Here is a 23,449-nt window from a genome sequence, read left to right as displayed (position 1 = left end):
TTAAACTATCGCGCCGGGAATATGCTCCTTCGAGAGCAAAAAATAATTTTATTCAATTGTTGAACGTCGATGTTGCAGATTTTACACGAATATCTAAAAACGAGCGTGTGAATCGCCCATGTGTCTGCTACTTTTCGCTGTACTTTTTTGGAAATCTGCTATTGAACGGGCTAGGCCCATGATCGGCCACGCCACCCCGTGGTGAATCTTCCTGAATTTTGACCGACATGTCGATTGAGCAAGGTACGCCTTGCGTAAGCGAATGGCTTTGACTTGGGTAATGTGTATGTCCCCCGCCAATATGCCCCTTTCCTTCAAGACCCTGACTTCAGCAGTTTTTCTTTCCTCGGCATTTCTTGCTTTCCCGGCAATGGCGCAGGAGCAGCAGTCGCAATCGCCCGCAACCGCAGCTGCTGGCGCTCCTGCTGCCCAGGCTGCGCCCCCCGCGGCAACCGGCGAACAGCCGGCTCCGCAGGCGCGGGTGCAGAAGTTCGATGACTGGTACTATCGTTGTGTCGATGGCAAGGCGGCCGATGGTGCTGTGGCGACGAGCTGTGAAGTCGCGCAGATCGCAACGATCAAACAGGGCGATCAGGACGTCAACGTTTTGACGCTGGCTGTGGCCAAGGCTTCGCCTGCATCAGATAAGAAGGCGACAAAGCAGGCCGCAGGCGATCTGGTGCTGACGACGCTTGTGCCGCTCAACATGTATTTGCCGGCCGGCATCAGCATCGATGCAAGTGATAAGCAGGTGGTGCAGTTGGCCTACCGCAACTGCAACCAGGCTGGCTGCTGGGCGCAGCAGAAGCTGGACGGCAAGATGGTTGCAGCCCTTTCAAAGGCTGCGGATGGCACCGGTCACGTACAGATGATGAATGGCCAGAAGGTCAACATCAAATTCTCCCTCAAGGGCCTATCAGCGGCTCTCGACGCATTGCAGAAGCCCGCCTCTCACTAACCGGACGGCGGGAACAGCTCATGACATTAGCTTTGGGGCCGGCTCCCGCGCGGAGCGGCCGGGGCTTTTCGAAGTCCTGCTTCATTGTGTCTTTTGCCGTCGCGTTGTTGTCGGTGGTCCTGGCGTCATCCCAGGCTGCCGCGCAGCGGTCGCCGAGCGACGATTTCGCGCGCCGACAAGCACAGGAGGCCGAGCAACAGCGGCTGCAGAGCTTGGGTCAGATGACGCCGAAGCCTTCTCCGGCCGAAGCGCAGCAGCCGGCGGCGGCCGGCGGCGGCAAGGCCGGCCCATGCTTTGCGATCACCCATATCGAAGTCGAAGGCGTCAGGCAGTTTTCGGCCGCTGCCATCGACAAGGTCACCGTTCCTTATGCGAACCGCTGTGTCGGGCTCGGTGAGATCAATGCGCTCCTGCGCGACCTGACGCATCTCTACCTCGACAAGGGTTTTGTCAGCTCGCGCGTCTATGTTCCGGCGCAGGATATCGCCAGGACCAAGGTGCTGCGCCTCGTTGCCGTCGAAGGCACGCTTGCCGATATCTACATCAACGCCAAGCCAGTTTCGGGTTTCGGTGCGGCGGGCTCCGGCGTGCTTGCCACGGCCTTTCCCGGCATGAAAGGCGAGATCACCAATCTGCGCGATATCGAGCAGGGCCTCGACCAGATCAATCGTCTCACCTCCAACAATGCCAAGACGGCGATGCTGCCCGGCAAGACGGATGGCACCTCGATCCTCAATATCGAGAACAAGCCCAGCCATCCCTGGCACCTCTCGTTCGGCAACAGCAATCTTGGTCAGGAGCAGACCGGCTATTCCAAGAGCTCGGCCTCGATCGGCTATGACAGCCTCTTCGGCATCAACGACCAGTGGAATTTCGCTTACGAACACACTGGCCCGGATTATCCCTGGCGCAATGACGGCCATGGCAAGAGCAACAGCTATTTCGGCAATGTCAGCGTGCCCTATGGCTACTGGACCTTTTCCGCCAATGGCTCCTTGTATGAATATGACAGCTCTGTTCCGGGCAATTTCGGCACGCTGCGGACGTCGGGCGACAGCAAGCAGGCCGGTATCGGCGCCGACCGGGTGATCTTCCGCGACAAGGATTCGATCACCACCTTCAACAGCGGTCTCACCTACAAGGAAACCAACAATTTCCTGCTCGGCAACAGGATCGAGGTCGGCAGCCGCAAATACACGGTCGGCGATCTCGGCATCTCGCATTCGCGCCGTATGCTGGGTGGCCTCTGGGTCTTCGATCTCTCCTACAGCCAGGGGCTGAACCTCTTTGACGCTGTCGCTCCCGGAGAGACCGGGGCAGGGAATGCCGATCCTCGTTTCTCGAAATTGTCGGGCACGATCACGGTGACGAAGCCGTTCGAGGTGGCAGCGCAGCGCTTCGAGATCAATTCGATGGTCACCGGGCAGTATTCTCCTGACAACCTGTTCGGGGCCGAGCAGATCTCGGTCGGCGGCTATTCCTCGGTGCGCGGCACGCGCGAGACGATGCTCTTCGGCAACAGCGGCTTCTTCGTCCGCAACGATCTCGTCTGGCGCACACAGCCCTTCGCCGACAGTTCCGAGCTTGCGAGGATTCTCGGAGAGTTCAGGCCGTATGTCGGTCTCGACTACGGGCGGATCGCACGCCAGGCCGGCTACCAGATCGCAGGCGGCGACATGTTCGGCTGGACGGTCGGCGCCAAGTTCGCCGGCGGCAATGTCAATTTCGATATGGGTTATTCGGACGTCCTCGGCGGCACGGTAGATAAGCGCGATACGGGGCTTCTCTTCGTAAGTACTTCAGTGAGGTGGTGAAATGAGTGAGAAGATGAAGAAAAGTAGCAAAAAATTGCATCGTGGCGTGACTAGAGTTCTGCTTGCCGCTGCGCTTATGGGTTCGATTGTCGGGGTCGGATGCACCACACAAGATCCACGCCTCACCGCGGCACTTAGCACAGCCAGTATAGCTGATGTCCGCATAGAATCTGCGCCTGATCTGAGGATGGGATCACCTCTATTAAACGGTGATACCCGAGAATCTCAGGTAGCACTTGTGTCGCGTATCCTGCAGCAAAGACTTGCAAAAGATCTGAAGGGCTATCCAGGGGGTAATATTCCCGCGCGGTTGATTGTCACCCTTCATGATCTGGATGTGGCGTCGGCTCCCGGCAGAATTATCGCAGGTAACAACAGCTTTATCGATGGAACCGTTCGCCTCGAGGACATGCGCACAGGAAAACTGATCGCGCAGGCTCAGGAGATCCGTGCCAATGACATGACGGTCCGCGGGGATGGGTTAGCACTCATTCCCGCGATGGTCATCAATGCAGCCGTCACCCCCAATCAGACCGCCGTGGCGACCCAACTCGCCGAGACGTTCATGAAGCAGGTGAAGACGTGGCTAACGCCACGGAAGTAGTAGATCGAAAATTCAGGGCAAGCAAAAAGCGTTCAACAGGACAGGGCGATGACCATGACGTCAGCAAGTATTTCAAGTGACGAAAATGGCAAGGTAAGTGTCAGACGTCTGGGCAGCACCATGCGTCAATTGTCTGCGACTCTTCTGAGCGCCCTGCTTGTTTTCCAGCCGATGCTGGCCAACGCGCAATCCGTTTCCGCGGCAGGATCGGCTCCCGCTGCCAATCAGCCGGGCGTAGGGGCTGCCCCGAACGGCGTACCGCTGATCGATATCGTCACGCCGAACGCCACCGGCCTCTCACATAACAAGTACGATAACTTCAATGTCGGCACCCAGGGTCTGATCCTCAACAACTTCAAAGGTGAAGTCGGCACGTCGAACTTGGGCGGCGCGACACCCGGCAACCCGAACCTCAACGGCTCCGGCCCCGCTTCTGTCATCCTCAACGAGGTTATCAGCGGCAACCGCTCGGCCCTGAATGGCCCGACGGAAGTGTTGGGCGGGAGAGCCGACGTAATCATCGCGAACCCGAATGGAATAACTTGCGCCGGCTGCGGCTTCATCAACACACCGCATGCGACGCTAACGACGGGCGTTCCCAATATCGGCGCCGACGGAAGTCTCACCGGCTTCACAGTCAATGGCGGCGACGTCACCTTCGAAGGGGCGGGGTCGAATCTCACGACCGCTCCCGGCGCAGTCGATCTCTTCGACGTCGTCTCGCGCCAGATCCATGTGAATGCTCCAGTGTATGGCAAGACCGTCCGCCTGACTGGTGGCGCCAACCAATACAATTATGCCACCGGAGAGGCGACGGCGCTGACCGCCACCTCGGGCACCCCGGAGTATGCGATCGACGGCACGGCGCTTGGCGCCATGCAGGCCGATCGTATCAAGGTCGTCGTCACGGAAAAGGGCGCCGGCGTCAAGATGAGCGGCGACATGGCCGCCAATGCCGGCGAGTTGTCACTGTCGGCCGACGGCAAGATCTCGATCGGCAATGCGTCGGGCAGCCAAGGCGTTAGTATCACCTCGAAACAGAAGGTCACCGCAGCCAAAGTGACCTCAAAACAGAAAGTCGCTGTGCGGGCCGACCAGGGCATCACACTGCAATCGGTCGCGGCCGATAGCGATATCGCGCTTGCGAACGGCGCCGGCCTCTTGAGCGTGTCAGGCGATATCAACAGCGGCACAAGCGTACAGATGAGCTCGGGCGGCGGGATTGCCGTCGGAAGCGTGACGACTGGCAACGGTGCCGCAACGTTTTCCGCGACCTCCGGCGATATCGCGATTGCCGGCGCTGCCAACAGCACCGGCGACCTTACCTTGACTGCCACGGCCGGCTCGATCTCGGCCGCCTCGCTGCTGAGTTACAACAATCTCGCTCTTACCGCTGGTAATAGACTTGCGGTTTCCGGAAATGTCCTGGCACAGGGCAATGTCAGCGCCACCGCCCAGTCAATCTCCACCGGCATGGTTGTTTCCGGCATCAATATTGCTGCCACCAGTGCCGATCCTGGCGGGAATGTCGTTCTCGGCTCGATGGGCAACTTGAGCCTGACGGCAACCGGCGGCACGATAGACACTGGCAATCTGCAGTCGGCTGGAAGCCTCAGCACCAGTGCGACCGGCAATATCACGGCGGGGAATATTCAATCGGCCGGCAATCTTACCGCGACCGCAACCTTGCTCACGGCCGCTAACGTTACCTCGCATGGCGGGCTCACCGCTAATGCTGCGATGAACGCGAGCGGTCAGATTCTTGGAGCGGGCGATATCCTGATCTCCGGGGCTAGCATTCAGGCGACGGCTATCGCGTCCGGCGTCGACTTTGCGTCAACCAACGCCGCTGGTGGCAACATCGTCTTAGGTTCGGCCGGCGCACTCGATCTGACAGCTGCCGCCGGAACCATCACGGTCGGCACGTTGCTGTCGGCCGGCAATCTTACCGCCCAGGCTTCCTTGCTGCAGTCCAACAATCTCACCAGCCACGGCAACGTCGGTATTGACGGCGGCATGCGCGTTACCAACCAATTGCTCGGAGCCAGCGATATCACCATCAATGGCAACGCCAATGGTGTCAGCGCTGGTCTGCTTGCGTCTGGGGTCAATTTTGCCGCGACCAAGGCCGCCGGCGGCAATATCGTGCTGGCGGGTAGCGGCGATCTGACGATCAACGACAGTGCTGGCGCCATCCAGGCGGGCACCGTGCTTTCAGCCGGCGCGATCAACATCACCGGTCAGACCATCACTGCCGATGCGATCACCGGCAGCAAGAACATCACGCTGACCGGCGCCACCAGTGCGACCGCCGGAAGCGGCAGCGTGAAGATCAGCGGCCAGGTGCTTGGCGGTGGCAATGTCGGCATCACCGGTTCCAGCATGGCGGCTGATGCCATCGTCTCAGGCGTCGATATTGCAGCCACCAATGCGGCGGGCGGGCGCATCACCCTTGGCCCAACGGCCACGGGAACTGGCAATCTGACACTGACGACCGCAGGCGCGATCAGCGCCGGAACGCTATTGTCAGCGGGCGATCTCGACGCGAGCGGCGGATCAGTCACCGTCGGCAATATCTCTGCCCATCGCGACATGACGCTTGGAGGCGTCATCAGCGTCAGTGGCCAGATTCTGAGTGCCCGTAACGTGCTGATCTCTGGTCAGAGTCTGGCGGCACAGACTGTCGTTGCGGGTATCGACTTCGATGCGACCAACGCAGCCGCTGGCAATATCGTCCTTGGTCAGACCGGGAATTTGACGGTGAACGTCAATGGCGCCGTTGCTGCATCGACCATACAGGCTGCGGGTGCCATCGACATCAGCGGTGCATCGGTCGCCGCAGCTTCAATCACCGGCCAAAAGGATATTACCCTTTCCGGCACGGCAGCTGGTGGTGTCGCTGTCACCAACCAGCTGCTTGGAGGCGGTAATGTTGGCATCTCCGGCTCGAGCATTAAGGTCGGTACCGCGGTCTCGGGTATCGATTTCGCGGCAACGGCAGCCGCTAATGGGAACATCGTCCAGACGACAAGCGGCGATCTGACGTTTGCCTCAGCCGGCATCATCGATACTGGCACGCTGCTCTCGGCCGGCAAACTCAATGCTACCGGCTCGACCATCACGGCCGGGACCGTCACGGCGCATGGCGATGTGACGCTCCGGGGTGCTACCAGCGTTGCCGGCCAGATCCTGAGCGCCGGTAACGTGCTGATCACTGGCCAAAGTCTGGCAGCGCAGACCGTTGTTGCGGGCATCGACTTCGGTGCAACTAACGCCGCGGGCGGCAATATCGTTGTTGGACAGCTCGGGGACCTGACGGCTCAGTTGAGTGGTGGGTTCTCGACATCGACGATGCAAGCCGCCGGTGCCATCGACGTCAACGCCGCGACTATGACGGCCGATACCATCACCGGTCATCATGACATTACCCTTTCCGGGGCAACGACCGTCAATCAGCAGATCTTGGGCGGCGGTAACATCGGCATCTCCGGCTCGAGCATCAAGGCCGGCGCTATAGTTTCGGGCGTCGATTTCACCGCGACGGTAGCCGCCAATGGAGATATCGTCCAGACGACAAGCGGCAACCTGACGCTCGCTTCGACGGGTGCAATCAATGCCGACACACTGCTCTCGGCCGGCACTTTTTCGGCCAGCGGTGCGACTGTGACTGCGGACGCAGTCACAGCGCATGGCGACATCACGCTCAATGGCGCCACCAGCGTTACCGGCCAGGTTCTCGGCGCCGGCAACATCCTGATCACTGGCCAGAGCCTGTCGGCCCAATCTGTCGTCGCCGGTATCGACTTCGGTGCAACTAACGCCGCCGGCGGCAATATCGTTGTTGGACAGTTCGGGGACCTGTCGGCTCAGTTGAGTAGCGGGTTCTCTGCATCGACGATGCAGGCCGGTGGCACCATCAACGTCAATGCCGCTGCCGTGACGGCCGATACTGTCACTGGTCACAACGATATTATCCTGTCCGGCGCCACAAATGTCAGCGGACAGATCCTGAGTGGCGGCAACATCAGCATCTCAGGCCCGAGCATCGCTGCAGGCGCGATCGTCTCCGGTGGCGACTTCGCTGCCACCGCTGCCGCGAACGGCAATATCGTCCAGACATCAAGTGGCGATATGTCCCTGGCTTCGAGTGGTAATCTCACGATCGGCACGCTATTGTCGGCGGGCAATGTCACCGCGCAAGCGAGCGATCTGAGCGCGAATAGCATCACAAGCCATGGTACGACCGATCTGGCGGCCAACGGTCTTGTCAACGTCAGTGGCCAGGTATTATCGGCCGGCAATCTCTCGATCGATGGCGCCAGCCTCAACGCCGGACTTCTGGTCTCCGGCGTGAATTTTGCGGCGACCGCGGCCAACGGCGGAAGCATCGTGCTTGGAGGGGCCGGTAAGACGGACCTCACCGTCTCCGGCAATGCCACGGCCGGCACGATCCTGTCGGCGGGTGATATCACGGCAAAGACGGCCAATCTCCAGGCGGGTAGCGTCACAAGCCACGGCAACGTCGGCATCACCGGCAACGTCGCCACGACGACCGCTAGCGGTCGCGTTGACGTCAGCAACCAAATCCTGGCAGCCGGCGATCTCATCATCAATGGTGGCAGCATCAGCGCGCCGACCCTGATCTCCGGCATCGACTTTGCCGCCACCAATGGCGCGGGCGGCACTATCGTGCTGGCACAATCCGGCAACACCAGCCTGACGGCCTCCGACAACATCACAGCCGGAACGATCCTGTCGGCCGGCGATGTCACGGCAACGGCGGCAAACCTCATCGCCGACAGCATCACCAGCCACGGCAAGGTCAACATCGCCGGCAATGTCGATGTGAGCAACCAGATCCTGGCCTCAGGCGATCTCGCGATCAATGGCGGTCACATCAACGCGCCGACCCTGATCTCTGGCATCGACTTTGCTGCCACCAATGCCGCTAGCGGGAGCATCGTGCTCGGAACTGCCGGCGATATGAACCTGACCGCGTCTGGGGGCATCATCGCGCAGACCATGCTATCGGCTGGCGCAATCAATGCCAGTGGTACCGCGATCACAGCCAACGCTGTGACCGGGCATGGCGATATTACCCTCGAGGGCAGCAGCAGCCTCAATGTCTCGGGCCAGCTCCTTGGCGCCGGCGACGTCTTGCTCTCCGGTTCGACCGTCCAACTCGGCCAGGCAGTCACCGGCGTCGATTTCGCGACCACCGCGCGGTCGTCAAACGGCGCTATCGCTCTCGGATCAAGCGGCGATCTGACTATTAACGCCGGAAGTGCGTCGGCCAACACGCTGATCGTCGCAGGCAACCTCAATGTGGTCGCGAGTGCCTTTACGGGCGGCAGCATCACCGGCCACGGAGCGGTCTCGATCGGTTCGGCCACCAGTCCTGGCGCGGTCAGGATCAATGGCCAGCTCCTGGGCGCCAGCAACGTCTCGATGACCGGATCTGCCGTCAGCGGCAACGTCATCGCGGCCGGTGTCGATTTTGCGGCGATCGACCAATCGGGAGCCGGCAACGTCATTCTTGGCCAGAGCGGTAATCTGACGCTCGCAGCCACGGCAGGCGACATCTCTTTCAACAGCCTCCTTGCTGCCGGGACGATTACGGCCAACGCTGCGAACAATATCGGCGCCAATGCCGTCGCCCATGGCGACCTGGCGCTGACCGCCGGCAACGCCATCACGCTCACCGGCCAATCGCTTGCCAGCCGCAACGCCACTCTGTCCGCACGATCGATAACGATCGATACGCTGGTCTCGGGCGTCGATTTCGCCGCCACCAATGCTGCGGCCGGCGGCAGCCTGATGCTGCAGCGTACTGGCGCGATGACGCTGTCAGCCTCGAGCGGCAGTATCAGCGCCAATTCTCTGCTCTCGGGCGGCAATCTTGCCGCTACGGCGACGCAGGACATCGGTTACAACAGCCTGCAGAGCCTGGGAGACGCTGCGCTCACAAGCCCTGGCGCCATTGCTTATACCAGCACCACCCGCGTCGGAGGCAGCCTGACACTTAATACCGGCGCACTTGATCTCTCTGGCAGCAGAGGCAGCCGGATTGCCACGGGCGGCACCCTGATCGTCAACGCTTCATCGGCCAATCTCTCGGGAAGCAATCTCGTCTTTGGCGGCTTGGCCCTCAATCTCTCCGGCGGTGCCGATCTTTCCAATGCACAGGTCAGCACCGTTACCAATGCTGGCGGTTCCGGTGCCATCACCATTTCCGCCGCAGGCCTTGCCACCACCGCCAGCACTTCGCTGCTCGCCGCGCATGACCTGACGCTGAACCTGCCGTCGCTCGGCAATAGCGGCCAATTGGCGGCCGGCAACAATCTGACCTTCAACGTCGCTGGCGACTTCTACAACAGCCCTTCCGGCCTCGTCTTTGCTGGCAACAACGCCAACCTCTTCGTCGGCGGCACGCTCACCAACGACCAGGGCGCTATCCTCGCAGATGGCGGGTTGACCATCCGGGGAACGACCGAAGGTCAGCGCAATGCGGCAGTCACCAATGTGTCCGGTCTCATTCAGTCCGGTGGTGATATGTCGATACTCACCAGCAACCTCACCAATAGGCGATCGACGACGCCGACCTGGGTGACGGGTCAGCTGGTCTCCTCCGGTGGCGTTGTCGGTACCTTCGTGCTCAATCCAGTAGTCGCAGGCCAACCCTTCGCCTATCTGGAATCGACCGACCAGAATATGTTTCAGCTATATGCGGGGGTCGATCCGGGGCAGTTTTCTGACTACCAGCCGCTGTTGTATTCGGTCGCAACCCTTGCCGACGGCACCTCCTATCACGCCTGGACCTGGGTCAGCGGCAGTGGTCCGACGGAAGTTCGGCCTATCTTCGACTGGATCAAGGCTCGCGTTCCCAAGGATGCCAACGGCAATCCGATCCTCGATCCCAACAATCCGTCGCGCTATTTCATTGTCGATGAGGTCGTTCGAAATGGCTCGGATACGAGCACGACCTACACGTGGGATCCAACGTCCAACATATCGCAGTCGGTTTATGAAGACCGCTTCACCAGTGGGCTCAGCCCTGAGGCCGTGATCCGTGCCGGTGGCAATCTCACCGTCGATGCCACCAACCTTACCAATTCCTACAGCCGGATTGAGGCAGGCGGTGATGCGACGCTCAAAGGATCAACGCTCACCAACGAAGGCGTCGTTCTCAATCGCACCACGATGCTGACCTGCAGCGCTCAGAGCGCCTGCTCGGCCTACAACGCCGATGGCACGGCCGATCCTTCCCGCAATATCGCTAACGGCACGTCGATCGTCTCGGGATCGCAGGTTATTGGTGGCGCGGCTGGCACGCTCAAGGCGGCCAGGGCCTTGAGCCTTAATTTCGGTACGGTCAACAATACGTCGCTCGGTTCTACGGGCGGCGGCGCGGCCGTTAGCGCGCCTTCGACACCGAGCGATCCTCTGTCGGCCCTGAATGGCATGACCGCCGGCGGCGCCTTGTTCAATGTCAACGCCGCGCTAGGCAGTTTCACCTCGAATGGTGGCGCCAATGTCGGTAGTGGTCCATCATTGACAGGTACCGGTACAACGATCGCAGGCGGGCCGACCGTCAGTGGCGGAAACCTGACGGCAGCCGTCGGTGCGTCGGTGGGCAGCAACGGCGTGACGCTCGTGAGCGGCCCTTCGATCAGCTCGGGCACCCTGACAGCTGGTGGTGCTGCGATCAATCCCAACAGCCTGATGGGTAAGCTCACCGCTGCTCTCGGCAACAGCGGCAACCTCGCTCAGGTCCTGGAGGTCAATGGCGCGAAACTCGCCTCGCTTGCGAAGCCTCAGTCCGGCGGGGTCGGTGGCACGGTTCCAGGTCAGGTCTTCCTCTTCGAGACACGAGCGGCCTTCCTCGATGTGTCGAAGTTCTATGGGTCGAGTTATTTCATCGACAGAGTTGGCTATACGCCGGAGACCAAGGTTCCCTTCCTCGGCGACGCCTATTTCGACAATCAGCTCGTAGACGAACAGATGCGGCAGCTGGTGGGCGATGGCCTTGGCGCGGGGTCGTTCATCCCCGGCAATAATGCCACCGACCAGATGAAGACGCTGCTCGACAACGGTGTCGCTTATGCCGAGGCAAACGGGCTTGCTCTCGGGCAAGCGCTGACGCCGGAGCAGGCTGCATCGCTAACCCAGTCGATGGTGATCTACCAGACGCAGATCGTCGACGGCGCACCGGTGCTGGTGCCGGTCGTCTATCTCTCTGCCGCTGATAAGGCGAAGGTCAACGCAGGCGGTGCTGTCATCGCCGGCAATAGCGTCAGTATCGATGCCGGTTCGGTCAATAATTCCGGTGTGATTGCCGCTGCGGATGGCATGACCATCAATGCGACCGAGATCAAAGCCAATGGCGGCACCTTCCTGGCCGGCGGCAACATGAATCTCAATGCCACCAATGGCATTACACTTGCCGCCCAGACGATGACCCTCGGTGGTCAGAATGTCGTCACCACAAATGCCGGCGTGTCGGCTGGCGGCAACCTGCAGATTGCCGCGGGCGGTACGCTGAGCTTGCAGGGCACCAAGATTGCCGCGGGTGGCGCAGCCCAGCTATCCGGCGACAATGTCAATCTTACCACTGTCAAGGTCGACAACGGCGGTCAGCAAAATACGACGGGCGCCCGCGTCAACGCCGGTGGTAATCTCACCATTGCGGCCAACAATGACATCAATGTCATAGGTTCCTCCGCCAAGGCCGGTGGCGATCTCAAACTTAAGGCCACGGATGGAGCGGTCAACATCGTCTCGACCGACGTCGCACGAAAGACGGACGACGGCTACAGCAAGACGACGGGTACCGATCAGCAGGCCTCGCAGCTCTCCGCCGGCGGCAACCTTCAGGTCAATGCCAACACAGGTGTCCTGATCTCTGGTTCCGACCTGACGGCAAAGGGTGACGTTGGCCTGACCTCGAACGGCGACATCAATGTCACGACGTCTCAGAGCCAGTCACACTCGACTTTCGGCAAAAACTCCTCGTCCGAGCTGACTCATAATGGCTCGACGATTACGGCGGGTGGTGATCTCGTCGCCACGTCGAACAATAACATCAACGTCATCGGTTCGACGATGGATGCCGATGGAAAGCTTGACTTACAGGCCGGTAAGAACGTCACGATTGCTGAAGCGACCGATAGTGCTACCCTCGATGTAAAGAGCTCCAGCAAGAAGAGCGGGTTTTTCGGTTCGACGAAGGAGAATGCTTCCGGACATCTGGAGACCACGACGGCGGCTGGCTCGTCACTGTCCGGCAAGGACGGCGTGACGATTATTTCCGGCGGAGACACTACGGTATCTGCCTCCAAGGTAACGGCAGGTGATGACACTCATACCGCCGATCTCAAAGTCCAGACTGGTGGCAATCTGATCGTCACGGCCGGCAAGGATACCGAGACCGAGCATGACAGTGCCAAGCGCAAGGGTTTCCTGCGCAGCGGCAGCTCGAGCTATGACGGCTACAACGAGACCACCATCGGGTCGCAGCTTTCAGCCTCGGGCGATGTCAATCTGAATGCCGGCAAGGCGGCCGCCATTGTCGGCTCGAAGGTTAATGCCGATGGCTCGCTGAATATCTCCGGCGAGAGCGTCTCGATCATCGGCGCGCAGGAGAATCACCAATCCGACAGCAAGCGCAAGGATTCAGGCCTGTTCGTCGGCTCCGGCGGTGGTTTCATCTCGCTCTATGGCAAGAACGAAAAGCAGGGCCAGCAATCTTCCACGGACAATATCGGCTCAGAGCTTACGGCCGGGAAGGATGTCAATTTGACGGCGAGGGCCACCGATCTCAACATCATGGGATCGTCGGTCAATGCTGATCGCGACATCAATCTCTCGGCTGCACGTGACGTCAACGTCACGCCAGGCGCCGAGAGCTCGTCACAATCCGAACAGCAGAAGAAATCCGGGTTCGGCCTGGCCCTTTCCGCCGGCAATGGCGGCTTCTCGATTGGGATCGGCGCGCAGTCGACGAAGGACAGCAAGGCGCAGCAGTCCGATACCAATGCCGTCTCCCAGCTTTCGGCCGGTCGCGATCTCAACATCTCGGCGGGCAACAATGTCAACCTGCAGGCGACTAGCGCTTCGGCCGAGCGCGACGTCAATCTCTTTGTCAAGAACGATATCAATCTGCTCTCGGCCGACGACGTCACCAATTACCAGGAGGTGCATGAAAAGACCTTCGCCGGCGTCACCATCTCGGTGACGAGCCAAGTTGGCAAGGCGGCTGAGAGCATCATGAACTCGGCCGAGCGCCTTTCGGACAGTGGCGGCGTCAATGCGGTGACCAACACGGCCATTGCCGGTCTCGGCTTCTATCAGGCCTACAAGGACCTTAAGGCCGCTTCGGAAAATTTTGATGCAGGCAAGGGTCTTTCCTTCAGTATTGGCATCAATGCTGGCGTCAATCATCAGGAGAGCAGCTGGTCGTCGTCGTCCTCGACCCCGGTCGTGGCGGATATTCGTGCCGGGCGCTCGATCACCATGGAGGCCGAGAAGGGCTCCATCACCAGCGATGGTGCGCAGATCCTGGCCGGCTACGACAAGAACGGCATCCCGACAATATCGGGCGATCCGCTGACTGGCGATATCTTCCTGTCGGCCAGGAACGGCGACATCAACCTCAACGCAGCCACGGGCACGTCGGATTCGACCAGCTCGAACAACTCCTGGAGCGCCGGCGTCGGCGTCAACTTCGGCTGCAGTACCAAGGGTGGTTGCCAGGAGACCGGGGTCGGGGTCAACGCCTCCTATGGCAAGGGCGGCTCTGATACCTCCGGCACCAGCCACACCAACACGCATGTGAACGGCACCGGCGATGTCACCATCGTCACCAACGATCTCGCGCTAAAGGGGGCGACGGTTGCCGGCAATTCGGTTGGTATCGACGCGCGCTCGCTGACGATCGAAAGCCAGCTGGATACGCAGAAGGCCAAGGCTGATCAGTTCAATGTCTCCGGCCAGATCGGCTTCGGAAACACCGGTGTCTCCGGCACCGTGCAGAAGGCCAAGGGCGATGCGGTGCTCGTCTCCGAGCAATCGGGCATTCATGCAGGCACCGGCGGCCTCAACATTGATGTCAGCGGCCAGACATCGCTTGTCGGCGGGCTGATTACCAGCCAGGCGACGGCGGATAAGAACTCCTTCTCCACCGGCACCTTGACGGTTGCGGATATCGACACGCATTCGACCTGGAAGGCCGAAACCTATGGCGGCGGGATCGGCACTGGCGGGCTCACCATCGCTCCGCCCGTCAAGGCCGGCGAGAACGAGACCGGCAAGGCCTATTCGGCCATCGGCGGCAATATCGGCATCACGATCACCGATCCGGCGCACCAGGTGCAGGACATCGGCGCGATCCGCCGCGATACCGAGAACACCAATACCTCGCTGCCGGGACTGCCCGACCTGCAGAACATCCTGCGTCAACAGTATAAGACGCAGGCCGATCTGCAGGCGGCGCAAGCCACTATGGCGGGGCTGGTGGCTGATATTGCCAATAATCTCATGTTGAATGCCACGACGCAGGCTGAGAAGGACTTCTGGGGCGAAGGCGGCGCTGGCCGTGCTGCTTTGCATGCGCTCGGCGGTGGTCTTCTTGGCGGTGTTAACGGCGTCGAGGGGGCGGTGAAGGGTGCACTCGGCGGAGCCGCGTCGACAATGCTTGCGCATGCCGTCAAGGAACTCGTTGCGGACATGCTGAAAGACGCCAAATTCGGCAGTGATGAGGACAGAGCCAAGCTCAGCGCCGTGTTTGGAGCCACGATCATGGCCGGCATTGGTAGCGTCGTGGGGGGAGGAGAAGGCGCGGCTTATGGAGCGGCGAACTATCAATATAACTATCTCGCGGATGAAGACCTCTTCAAGGCTGCTGACGCCCTCGCAGCAGCGGAAAAATGCGAGACCGATTGCGCCGCCCTTTGGGAGAAGGTCAATGATTATAAGCAGCTGTCACAATATAACGACGCTGTTCTGATTACCACGTGCACCGCCGCGCCAGCATCCGGTGCCTGCCAGCAGATGAAGCAGGACCTCCTGAAGTTTGCCAGCCGGCTGGATCGGGCGGGAATCGATGTCTTTCTCGACACTGCTCCCAGCGAAAATCCGATCGATTTGACATTCGATGCCGGCACGCTGCAGCAATTCAGTGGAACGAAAAGCGCAATCAATCTCGACGTCATCCTCGCGCGATACCTGTCTGAGGCAGATAAGAACGGCGTCCCGGTCGATGTCGCGATTAATAAGGCGCTCACGCAGATCAGCCGCACCGAGGGTGGCATGAAGGCGCTTTTGGATGCTGCTGGTGTCGTTGGCGGCGCGGCGGCTTGTGCTGGTACCGGCGGGACTGCTTGTGTCCTCGGCCTGATCGGCGCGGCTGTCAGCGCCAATCAACTCGTTGCAAGTGCGCAGCAATCCCTCACAGGAGAGGACGCAAAGACCGCGCTCGTTTATTCGCTTGAGAAGGCTGGGTATTCTCAGGAGGAAGCCGAGCGCTACGAGCACTATATGGATATAGGCGCCGTCGTTCTGACAGTCGGCATCGTTGGCGGCGAGGTAGCTGTTCGATTCACTGCGGCGAACCTTAGCACTATCGCGTCGGCTGCCGAACGGCAGGCCGTGGCGCAGGCCCTTGAGAAGATACCGCCGCTCCGCACCATTAACGGCAAGGCCCTCAATCCGAAACTGCCGGATCCGGCGACCGGCTATGACTATGTCCCCAAAACGGTCGCCTCGGACAAGCCGAACATTGCCAACTCGCATATCAATGGCTTTAATGCCGAGATCGATTTGGCCAACCAGGTTGCCGACTTGCCCGGGCAGCAGGTTCTCAAGTATGGGGATGCAGTTGGAACGCATGGCGCGGATATCATCTCCGTCGATGTCAAAACCGGCGACATTTTCCTGTGGGACAGCAAGTTCAGAAGCTCTGCGGTATCAATCAAGTCGTCGCCAACGTTTACGCCGGGATCTGATGCCCTGAACAACGCGCTTCAGCAAGCTGAGCAGGAAATTCGAAAATCGACTTTGCCACAATCGATCAAAGATAAAGCTATCTCCAACCTGGATGCTGGCGAATTCACGGCCAATACAGTCGGAACGGCGAGCGCCAGAAATTCAGTCCCTGTCAAGTATTGTGGCTTCAATCCCTGCTGAAGGAGTCAGTTGTGAAAGCTTTTAACCCCGTTCGAGAGCGCGAGACGATGGACGGTACCATTGCGTATGTACTTCGGACTGAATTCGATCCGACGAAGCCGATGGGTAATTTTGCAGCGAACAATATCGCGAGAGTCATCGCCGCCTGGCTGGTGCTCTGTAATAAGGAAATAGAACCGGCAATCCATCGCTCAAACCGCTGGCTCGACCAGGTGATCGACGCGGGGGGCGAGAAGTTTGGCCCCGATCCCAATGCCCACCTCACAAAACTAAATTGGGCCAGAGCCATCGGTACATGGCTTGAAGATGGATGCGGCGACGAAGCTCACTGGGATAACGCCCGGATCTTCGAAGAGGCCAGATGGAGGTTTCCAGGTCGGCCATGGCCGCGAAACGAAATCGTGAACTACGGCCTTGACGACTACATGGCTTTTACCTGCCAGAACTTTGAAGAGCCGGAAACTGTCGAGGCTGGTATCGAGATATATGAGCACTGGCTCGGCGATAAGCCGTTGTCGCTGAAAAAGCTGCTGAAGCCGCGCGACCTCGGCTATGCCATTTGCTTGCACTATGCCCGCCAGCGGTTCGAGGAAGAGGAGTTGTTCGAAGCGGGCCGCCGAATGCTGCAGGCCAATCTTGAGGGAACCTGGTTGGGAAGCGGCCAATATATGCGCGCGGCCACATGGCTTAAGATCGTCTATTGGGACCGCAACCAGACACTCACTCCGTTGGAAACCATACTCAAAGCCTACGACAACATGCCAAACGTACCCCGTCCTGATTTTATTTAATGCGACCTGAGCTTTAAGGGGCTTTCTATGGGTGTGGATCTTCGTAACGACGCAGGCGAGACGATCAAGCTAACCAATCGTCATTGGGCCGTCGTGCTTGCTCTTGCAGAGACATTTGGCTGGCAGCCGGCAGGTACTGTAGCGCCGAAGGAATGGCGTGGTCCGGGCGAATGGGCGGCAAGGTACGACTCGAGTGACGGACAATTCGTATTGGAGGAGGATGCCAAGAGCTTGGCGAGGCATCTCCATGGCGCTGTCGTCAGCGACCAGTTCGAGCTCGCCCTAAACGACGTTATTCAATATCTTGAAAAGAGCGTCGAGGCGAGCGGTCGAAAGATCCCTGACGCGATGAGAATGAAGCCGGGCGAGTTCTCGAATATTTTCTCACCTTTGCTGATGTTCCTTTATGAAGGCTCATTTTACATCGAATAGGATTTCAGAATGTACGCAAAATTCTTCGCTGCCATCGGCCTGGGCTTGATTGCCTGCCTTTTGGCTGGCTGTGCTGGGACGCCAGACCCCGCCAAGGTCGCTGCCCAGCAGCATGAAGGGTCAGCCCAGATTTTCGCAAAGCAGAAGGAGAAGGGCTCGCTCCTTCTCGTGCGAATGGTGGATTCACCGTTCTTAGGTGATGTGAATTGCGATGGTTATATCACTCTGCGTCGAATGAATGCAGGAAAGCCAGACGAGGAACCGCCTCTGTCGGTTGGTTCCGCAGCCGCGTATCGTTTGCAAAACCCAAACAAACTGTCGCTGGGCCAGTTGTTCTCCGCGACCGCACAAAGATATGAGAGATGGTTTGTACCAGTTGCCCCTGGTCGCTACTCCATTACATACGCGTCGTGCCGTTATGGAAATACCAACATTGAAGCGGGAGGTGATCAAGACGGCCTCTTCGGTAGAACATTCAGCTACGTCCGCCCATTTGGGGGTGAAAGTACTATCACGATTGGTCAGGATCAGATCGTCGACGCAGGGTATATCCGGCTGGCAGGAACGCGCAGCGACCCACGCGTGGTCGGAACGGTGGCCACGCCCGCCGAGCGTGACCTCATGAAGAGCGTGATGCCGGATGTCTATTCCTCGATCACTTTTACGAAATTCGGCTTGTGAGCGCTTAATCAGTTCGGTCGGCGTACCGCTGTCACCTGGGGCCGCTGTGATGGCAGAATGATTAGGAGAAGTGCTTGGATTTTCCTTGGCATTTGGCCGGCGCCGGATTGAGCGGCGCTGGCCAATCAAGAGATATAGCCAGCAGTTTGCTTGACACGGAGTGGCGAAGAAGCTCGATCTCGCGGGCTACCGAGGGCTTATCCGTGAAAATAAGTTTCTAACTCCGCGCGTAAGCACGTAGCCTCTTGGTCCATGGTCAGTTGACGGAATCGTCCGGATCGGGGTCCTTGACCTTGCCGAAGAGGCTCTTCAGCGCACTGGTCTTGGCTTTCGTTACCTTGTTGGCCTTGATCGCGCGTGTCGCGGCCTTGGCCTGTTCCAGCATCATCTCGATCTGGATCTGCTGGATTTCGGTCAGTCGCTCCCATTGGCGGTTGAGGAGGTGGTCGACCTTTTCATGCAGGTGGCGGATTTCCAGTTCGGCCTTCAGGTTGACCTTGTAGTCGTTGAGGGCGCGCAGGCGATCCTTCTGTTCCTGGCGACGCTGGCTCATCATGATGATCGGCGCCTGCAGGGCGGCGATCGTCGAGAGAATGAGGTTCAGCAGAATGAAGGGATAGGCATCGAAAGCCTTGTTGTCGCCCATGAGGACATTGATACCCATCCATACGGTCAAGAACAGACAGAAGGAAATGATGAAGGTCCAGCTGCCGCCGAATATCGCGACCCCGTCGGCCATCCGGTCGCCGATGGAGCGATGGTCCTCGTAGTCCTCTTCAATGTTTTCGGCGAGCGTATCATGCGTCTTCAGGCTTTCGACGACTTCGTCTTCGAGGTTGGAAAGCTCGCCACGCTCGTCGGTCAGCAGCTCGGCGATATATTGGGCGCGATAGTCGTCCATGACCTTGCGGCTGATATAATCGTCGGCGCGCAGCTCGGGATGCTTCAGCCGCATGAAGTCCGCCAGCGAGGGGCGAAGGTCGTCGACGTGGACCGCATCCTTTTTCTTGAGCACCTGCCCGGTGATGGCGTCGATAAGCTTGACGGACTTGGCCTTCGCCTGGGCGAGGCTTTTGGTGTAGTCGTCCATTTCCACCACGGTCGGGGTCTCGCCCTCGCCCGCGTCGAAATCGACGATGCCTTCCGCCGGCTCAAAGCTCTTCGTTTCTGACATCTAAGGGGGCCCTCTTTGACGCTTTCTCGCTCATTTAGCCAATAATGCAAACAGGAATATGACTGTTCGAAGACAGTGAAAATTACGCCCGGCACAGACCGCCGCCGCCTATCCGCAACTTTCCTTTCCGTCCGCTCTTACCGGATTTTTAGCGTCATTATCCTAAGCAACGGCAAACGAAATGCGTCGTCCTAGCCTTCCGCTACGCCGATTCTGACCACGGAGCCCGAAAAACAACCGTTCCGGGCGATTTCGTAAACGTTTTCGAAAGCGTTGCGTGTTTCTGCGGAAATTTCTACCGATTCAATCAGGTTTTGACTTTTCGCCCCCTTGACCAAGGGCGGTCGACCTCTATTTGCCGCGGTGCAGCAGATATTCGCTGCTGCGAATAAACATTGAAGTTTCAAAGGATTACATCGCATCAACAGGAGTTGGGCCTGTTGCCATGGGTTTTGTAATGTGCAGAAAGGATGACTATGCACAATCCCCCGGCAAGAGACTTGGAGTCTATCGCCCGGCAGGGCGGCCGCTTCAAGCGTATGGCTGTTAGGATACCGACTTACCTGACCGATCTTAAAGAGAATCCGGCCTGGCTGCCGATGTTCCTGCTGGCCCGAACCCTGCCGTTTCGGCGAATGCATTGGTTTGCCACCAAGCAGGCCGTCAGGCTGCCGGTTTCCGGCGCTTCGATGTTTGCTGGCGTCGAGCGCGGCGCCGTCGTCAACGCCTTGCGGGCGGATGGCATCTATCCCAGCCTGATGCTGCCGGATCATATCCATCGCGAGATTGCCGAATTTGCGCTGGCCACCGGCTGCTACGGCAATTTCAACAGGCAGCTCGAATTCATCGCGAGCGAACACGGGCAGGCGGAGGCGCGGTTCGAGCGACCGATTCTGAGCGGGCACTTCTTCGAGCGCTCACTCGATTGCGACGCCGTCATGGCCGTCCAGCGCGATCCGCTGTTGATCGATGTCGCCCGCCAGTATCTCGGCGGTCAGGCCAAGGTGATCACCACCCGCATCTGGTGGAGCTTTCCCACGCAGGCTTCCGAAACCGATAGAAGCCTCGCCTCGCTCGACAAGTACCATTTCGATCTCGACGACTGGCGGATGCTGAAGTTCTTCTTCAACCTCGTCGATGTGGATGAGGGCACCGGGCCACATATCTTCGTCAAGGGAAGCCACAAGCGCCGCCGGGTCCGGCATCAGCTGACCCTGCTTGTCGGCCACCCGGCAAATGAGGTGCTCGATTATTATGGGCAGGCGAACGCGCTGATGCTGACCGGCAGGGCCGGGTCCGGTTTCGTCGAAGATCCCTTCGGCTTCCATATGGGCACCGTGCCCACGCAGAAGCCGCGGTTGATGATGGAGGTTGGCTTCGGCGTTTCGAAACCGTCGCGACGCCGCTTCCATGGAGAACCAGTGCTGCGCTAGGTCTCGTTTGACCCGGCACCACGGAGCGCCATTCGCGATTGGCGCTCCCGTCTGACCGATCTCAGGCCGAGCGTGTGAATCGCTTGGCGATCAGGTGATCGAGCGCGATGCGCCCAGGCCCGCCGGCGATGATGACCAGAAAACAGGTTGCCCATGTGCCGTGCGTCGGCCAGGCATCGGGATAGACGAAGATCTCGATGACAACAGTCATGCCGAGCAGCGCCAGTGCCGAGAGCCGGCTTGCGAAGCCGATGACGAGCAGAAAAGGAAAGAAATGCTCGCTGAAGGCGGCAATATGGGCAGCGATCCAGGGATCGATCAGCGGCAGCCTGTATTCCGTCTGGAAGAGATAGACGGCATTGTCGGTCACATGCCAGCCGTCGACCTTGGTCTGGCCGGACTGCCAGAAGACGGCGGCAATCGACAGCCGCGCGACGAGCGCGATGAGATCATGCGGAATACGATCAAGACGCTTCAGGCCGCTATAGAGCCTTTGGGGCACAGTTTCTCGTTCGGCCGAGGCCGTCATCATCTGGTTCTGCATGTCGGTTCTCCCTAGAGCATGATGCCGAAGCGCGGAGGGATTTTGGCATCATGCCCTGTTTCTGTGATTTCAGAGCGGATTCGGATTTCAGGTCACTTTTACCTGAAATCATCCGGCTCCAGCGTTCAGCGGATGGCCGCGAAAGCGCCTGCCGTGAACGCACCGGCGAGGTTGGCGGATAGATCGAAATTGGCAGCTTCGGCGAGCGCCGCCTCATAGGCCTCGCCAAGCGCAGCGTCGGCAAACAGCTGCTCCAGAAAGGTCGCGCTACCCGGCGGCAGGCGATGCACCTCGACGATCATCTGCGGGCGGATGACGAGAGCATCCTCGCCCGTCCAATCGTCGATATCTGTAAGCTCGTTTTCGCCAGTGTTCATCGCCCAGATGGTGACGGCCGGATAGGCGGAACGTGCCAGCGAGGCGGAAGGATGCGGCACGAAAGTCAGCTCCGCCAGGCAGGCCGGCTCGATGGTTGCCACGAGGGCCGCATCGAGCGGTACAGCATCCGCCGCATGATAGGCCCCACCCCGCAGCGCTTCCAATCGCATGACATCGGGCAGATAGGGGATTTCTCGCGCCGGTTCGAATCCCTCGACGAAATCGGGAAAATCATCGCCATAGGCAAACAGCAGCGGCGATCGCGGCGGGTGCAACTGAATGAATTCATGCGCCATGGCTGCGAAGAATTCCTCGCCGACGATCCTCTCGGCAGCCGGAAAGCGCGAGGCGAGCGCGCCAATCAGGCCGATGGCGACATTGTTGCGATAGACGCCAAAGCGCCGTGCCGGCTGTGGACCGTTCCAGGCGGTCAGGCCTTTCGGTACGTCGCGGCCGGGATCGACGAGTGCCGCTGCAAATTCGCTTTGCGTGGCGAGAGACATCGATCCCTCCTCAGGCTGCCCGGCGTGCGGCGGCGCGCTTCAAAATCGCGTCGGCGGCTTCGGCCTCGGCCCTCAAGACCGGCCATTTGGGCACGTCATTATCCCATTCGACCAGGCTGGCGATTGGCCCGGTGCGACCGATGAGTTCCTCGTAAAGCGCCCAGACGGGATACTTGACCGGCGTATCGTGGCTGTCGATCAAAAGCGGAGCACCGGCATCGTCGATGGTTTCCGAATGGCCGCTCAAATGGATCTCGCGCACCCATTGCGCCGGAAAGCGCTTGAGGTAGGCCTGTGCGTCCATGTGGTGGTTGGTGGCGGCGACGAAGACGTTGTTGACGTCGAGCAGAAGGCCGCAACCCGTGCGCCGGGCGACTTCGGCCAGAAAATCCGTTTCCTCGATCGTGCTTTCCTCGAAGAGCAGGTAGGTAGCCGGATTCTCCAGCAGCATCTGGCGGCCGAGCAATGTCTGCACCTCATCGATGTGAGCGCAGACCTGCTTGAGCGTCGCCTTTGTATAGGGCAGGGGCAAGAGATCGTTGAGAAACGTCGTGTCGTGCGTCGACCAGGCGAGATGTTCCGAAAAGCTTTCGGGCTCGTAGCGATCGCAGACGATCTTCAGGCGAGCGAGATGCTCCTTGTCCAGCGGCTGCATTGAGCCGATGGAAAGGCCGACGCCGTGGATGGACAAGGTATAGTCCTCGCGCAACTTCCGGAGCTGCGCATGCGGCGGACCGCCATCGCCCATATAGTTTTCGGCATGGACTTCAAAGAAGCCGATCGGCTGCGCGGCGCTATTGATCATGGCAAAATGCTCCGGCTTGAAGCCGACGCCGGCGCGGCGGGGAAGTTCTGACGGTTTCATTGCGGGCCTCCGGGTTAGGCAATTCGAGCGAAATTGCGAAGCGGCTTTGCGTTCGGAAGGCGGGCGGCGCCTGTAAAAGGCTGCGCCGCC

The 23,449-nt window shown here is 59.6% G+C and carries 12 protein-coding genes; 8 read left to right on the top strand and 4 right to left on the bottom strand.

Annotated elements, in window-relative coordinates:
- Positions 1–286: 286 nt before the first annotated feature.
- From ACIQWP_RS25465 to ACIQWP_RS25435, 7 genes are read left to right on the top strand one after another with little or no spacing between them, the layout of a single operon-like run.
- Positions 287–958 carry an invasion associated locus B family protein gene (locus ACIQWP_RS25465; RefSeq protein ID WP_402793560.1) on the top strand — a complete coding sequence of 224 codons (672 nt, stop codon included), beginning with the start codon at positions 287–289 and terminating at the stop codon, positions 956–958.
- Between the two features lie 20 nt (positions 959–978).
- Positions 979–2,772 carry a ShlB/FhaC/HecB family hemolysin secretion/activation protein gene (locus ACIQWP_RS25460; RefSeq protein WP_402793558.1) on the top strand — a complete coding sequence of 598 codons (1,794 nt, stop codon included), beginning with the start codon at positions 979–981 and terminating at the stop codon, positions 2,770–2,772.
- 1 nt (position 2,773) lies between these two features.
- Complete coding sequence (locus ACIQWP_RS25455; protein ID WP_402793556.1) at positions 2,774–3,376, top strand: hypothetical protein; 603 nt, start codon at positions 2,774–2,776, stop codon at positions 3,374–3,376.
- Positions 3,377–3,430: 54 nt separating this feature from the next.
- Positions 3,431–16,558 (top strand): hemagglutinin repeat-containing protein, encoded by a 13,128-nt coding sequence (locus ACIQWP_RS25450; RefSeq protein ID WP_402793554.1) that lies wholly within the window; start codon positions 3,431–3,433, stop codon positions 16,556–16,558.
- An 11-nt stretch (positions 16,559–16,569) separates the two neighbouring features.
- Positions 16,570–17,349, top strand: a complete 780-nt coding sequence (locus ACIQWP_RS25445; RefSeq protein ID WP_402793553.1) for a hypothetical protein — start codon at positions 16,570–16,572, stop codon at positions 17,347–17,349.
- 27 nt (positions 17,350–17,376) lie between these two features.
- On the top strand, positions 17,377–17,781 hold the full coding sequence (locus ACIQWP_RS25440; RefSeq protein ID WP_402793551.1) for a hypothetical protein: 405 nt from the start codon (positions 17,377–17,379) through the stop codon (positions 17,779–17,781).
- Between the two features lie 9 nt (positions 17,782–17,790).
- Complete coding sequence (locus ACIQWP_RS25435; RefSeq protein ID WP_402793550.1) at positions 17,791–18,462, top strand: hypothetical protein; 672 nt, start codon at positions 17,791–17,793, stop codon at positions 18,460–18,462.
- A 256-nt stretch (positions 18,463–18,718) separates the two neighbouring features.
- On the opposite strand, the gene ACIQWP_RS25430 is transcribed toward ACIQWP_RS25435, so the two are convergent.
- Positions 18,719–19,636 carry a DUF1003 domain-containing protein gene (locus ACIQWP_RS25430; protein WP_402793548.1) on the bottom strand — a complete coding sequence of 306 codons (918 nt, stop codon included), beginning with the start codon at positions 19,634–19,636 and terminating at the stop codon, positions 18,719–18,721.
- 476 nt (positions 19,637–20,112) lie between these two features.
- Between ACIQWP_RS25430 and ACIQWP_RS25425 the strand changes: the two genes are divergently transcribed.
- Positions 20,113–21,069, top strand: coding sequence for a hypothetical protein (locus tag ACIQWP_RS25425; protein ID WP_402793546.1), 957 nt, complete (start codon positions 20,113–20,115; stop codon positions 21,067–21,069).
- Positions 21,070–21,130: 61 nt separating this feature from the next.
- Here ACIQWP_RS25425 and ACIQWP_RS25420 read toward each other — a convergent pair whose 3' ends face one another.
- The 3 genes from ACIQWP_RS25420 to ACIQWP_RS25410 form a co-directional block, all read right to left on the bottom strand.
- The gene (locus ACIQWP_RS25420) at positions 21,131–21,613 is read right to left on the bottom strand and encodes a DoxX family protein (RefSeq protein WP_402793544.1); all 483 of its coding nucleotides are present in this window, start codon (positions 21,611–21,613) and stop codon (positions 21,131–21,133) included.
- Positions 21,614–21,738: 125 nt separating this feature from the next.
- Positions 21,739–22,494 (bottom strand): DUF2063 domain-containing protein, encoded by a 756-nt coding sequence (locus ACIQWP_RS25415; protein WP_402793542.1) that lies wholly within the window; start codon positions 22,492–22,494, stop codon positions 21,739–21,741.
- Positions 22,495–22,504: 10 nt separating this feature from the next.
- On the bottom strand, positions 22,505–23,359 hold the full coding sequence (locus tag ACIQWP_RS25410; RefSeq protein ID WP_402793540.1) for a DUF692 domain-containing protein: 855 nt from the start codon (positions 23,357–23,359) through the stop codon (positions 22,505–22,507).
- Positions 23,360–23,449 lie beyond the last annotated feature (90 nt).

The organism is Rhizobium sp. NPDC090279, assembly GCF_044769665.1.
Taxonomy (GTDB): Bacteria; Pseudomonadota; Alphaproteobacteria; order Rhizobiales; family Rhizobiaceae; genus Rhizobium.
This window is presented reverse-complemented; position numbering and strand designations above follow the sequence as displayed.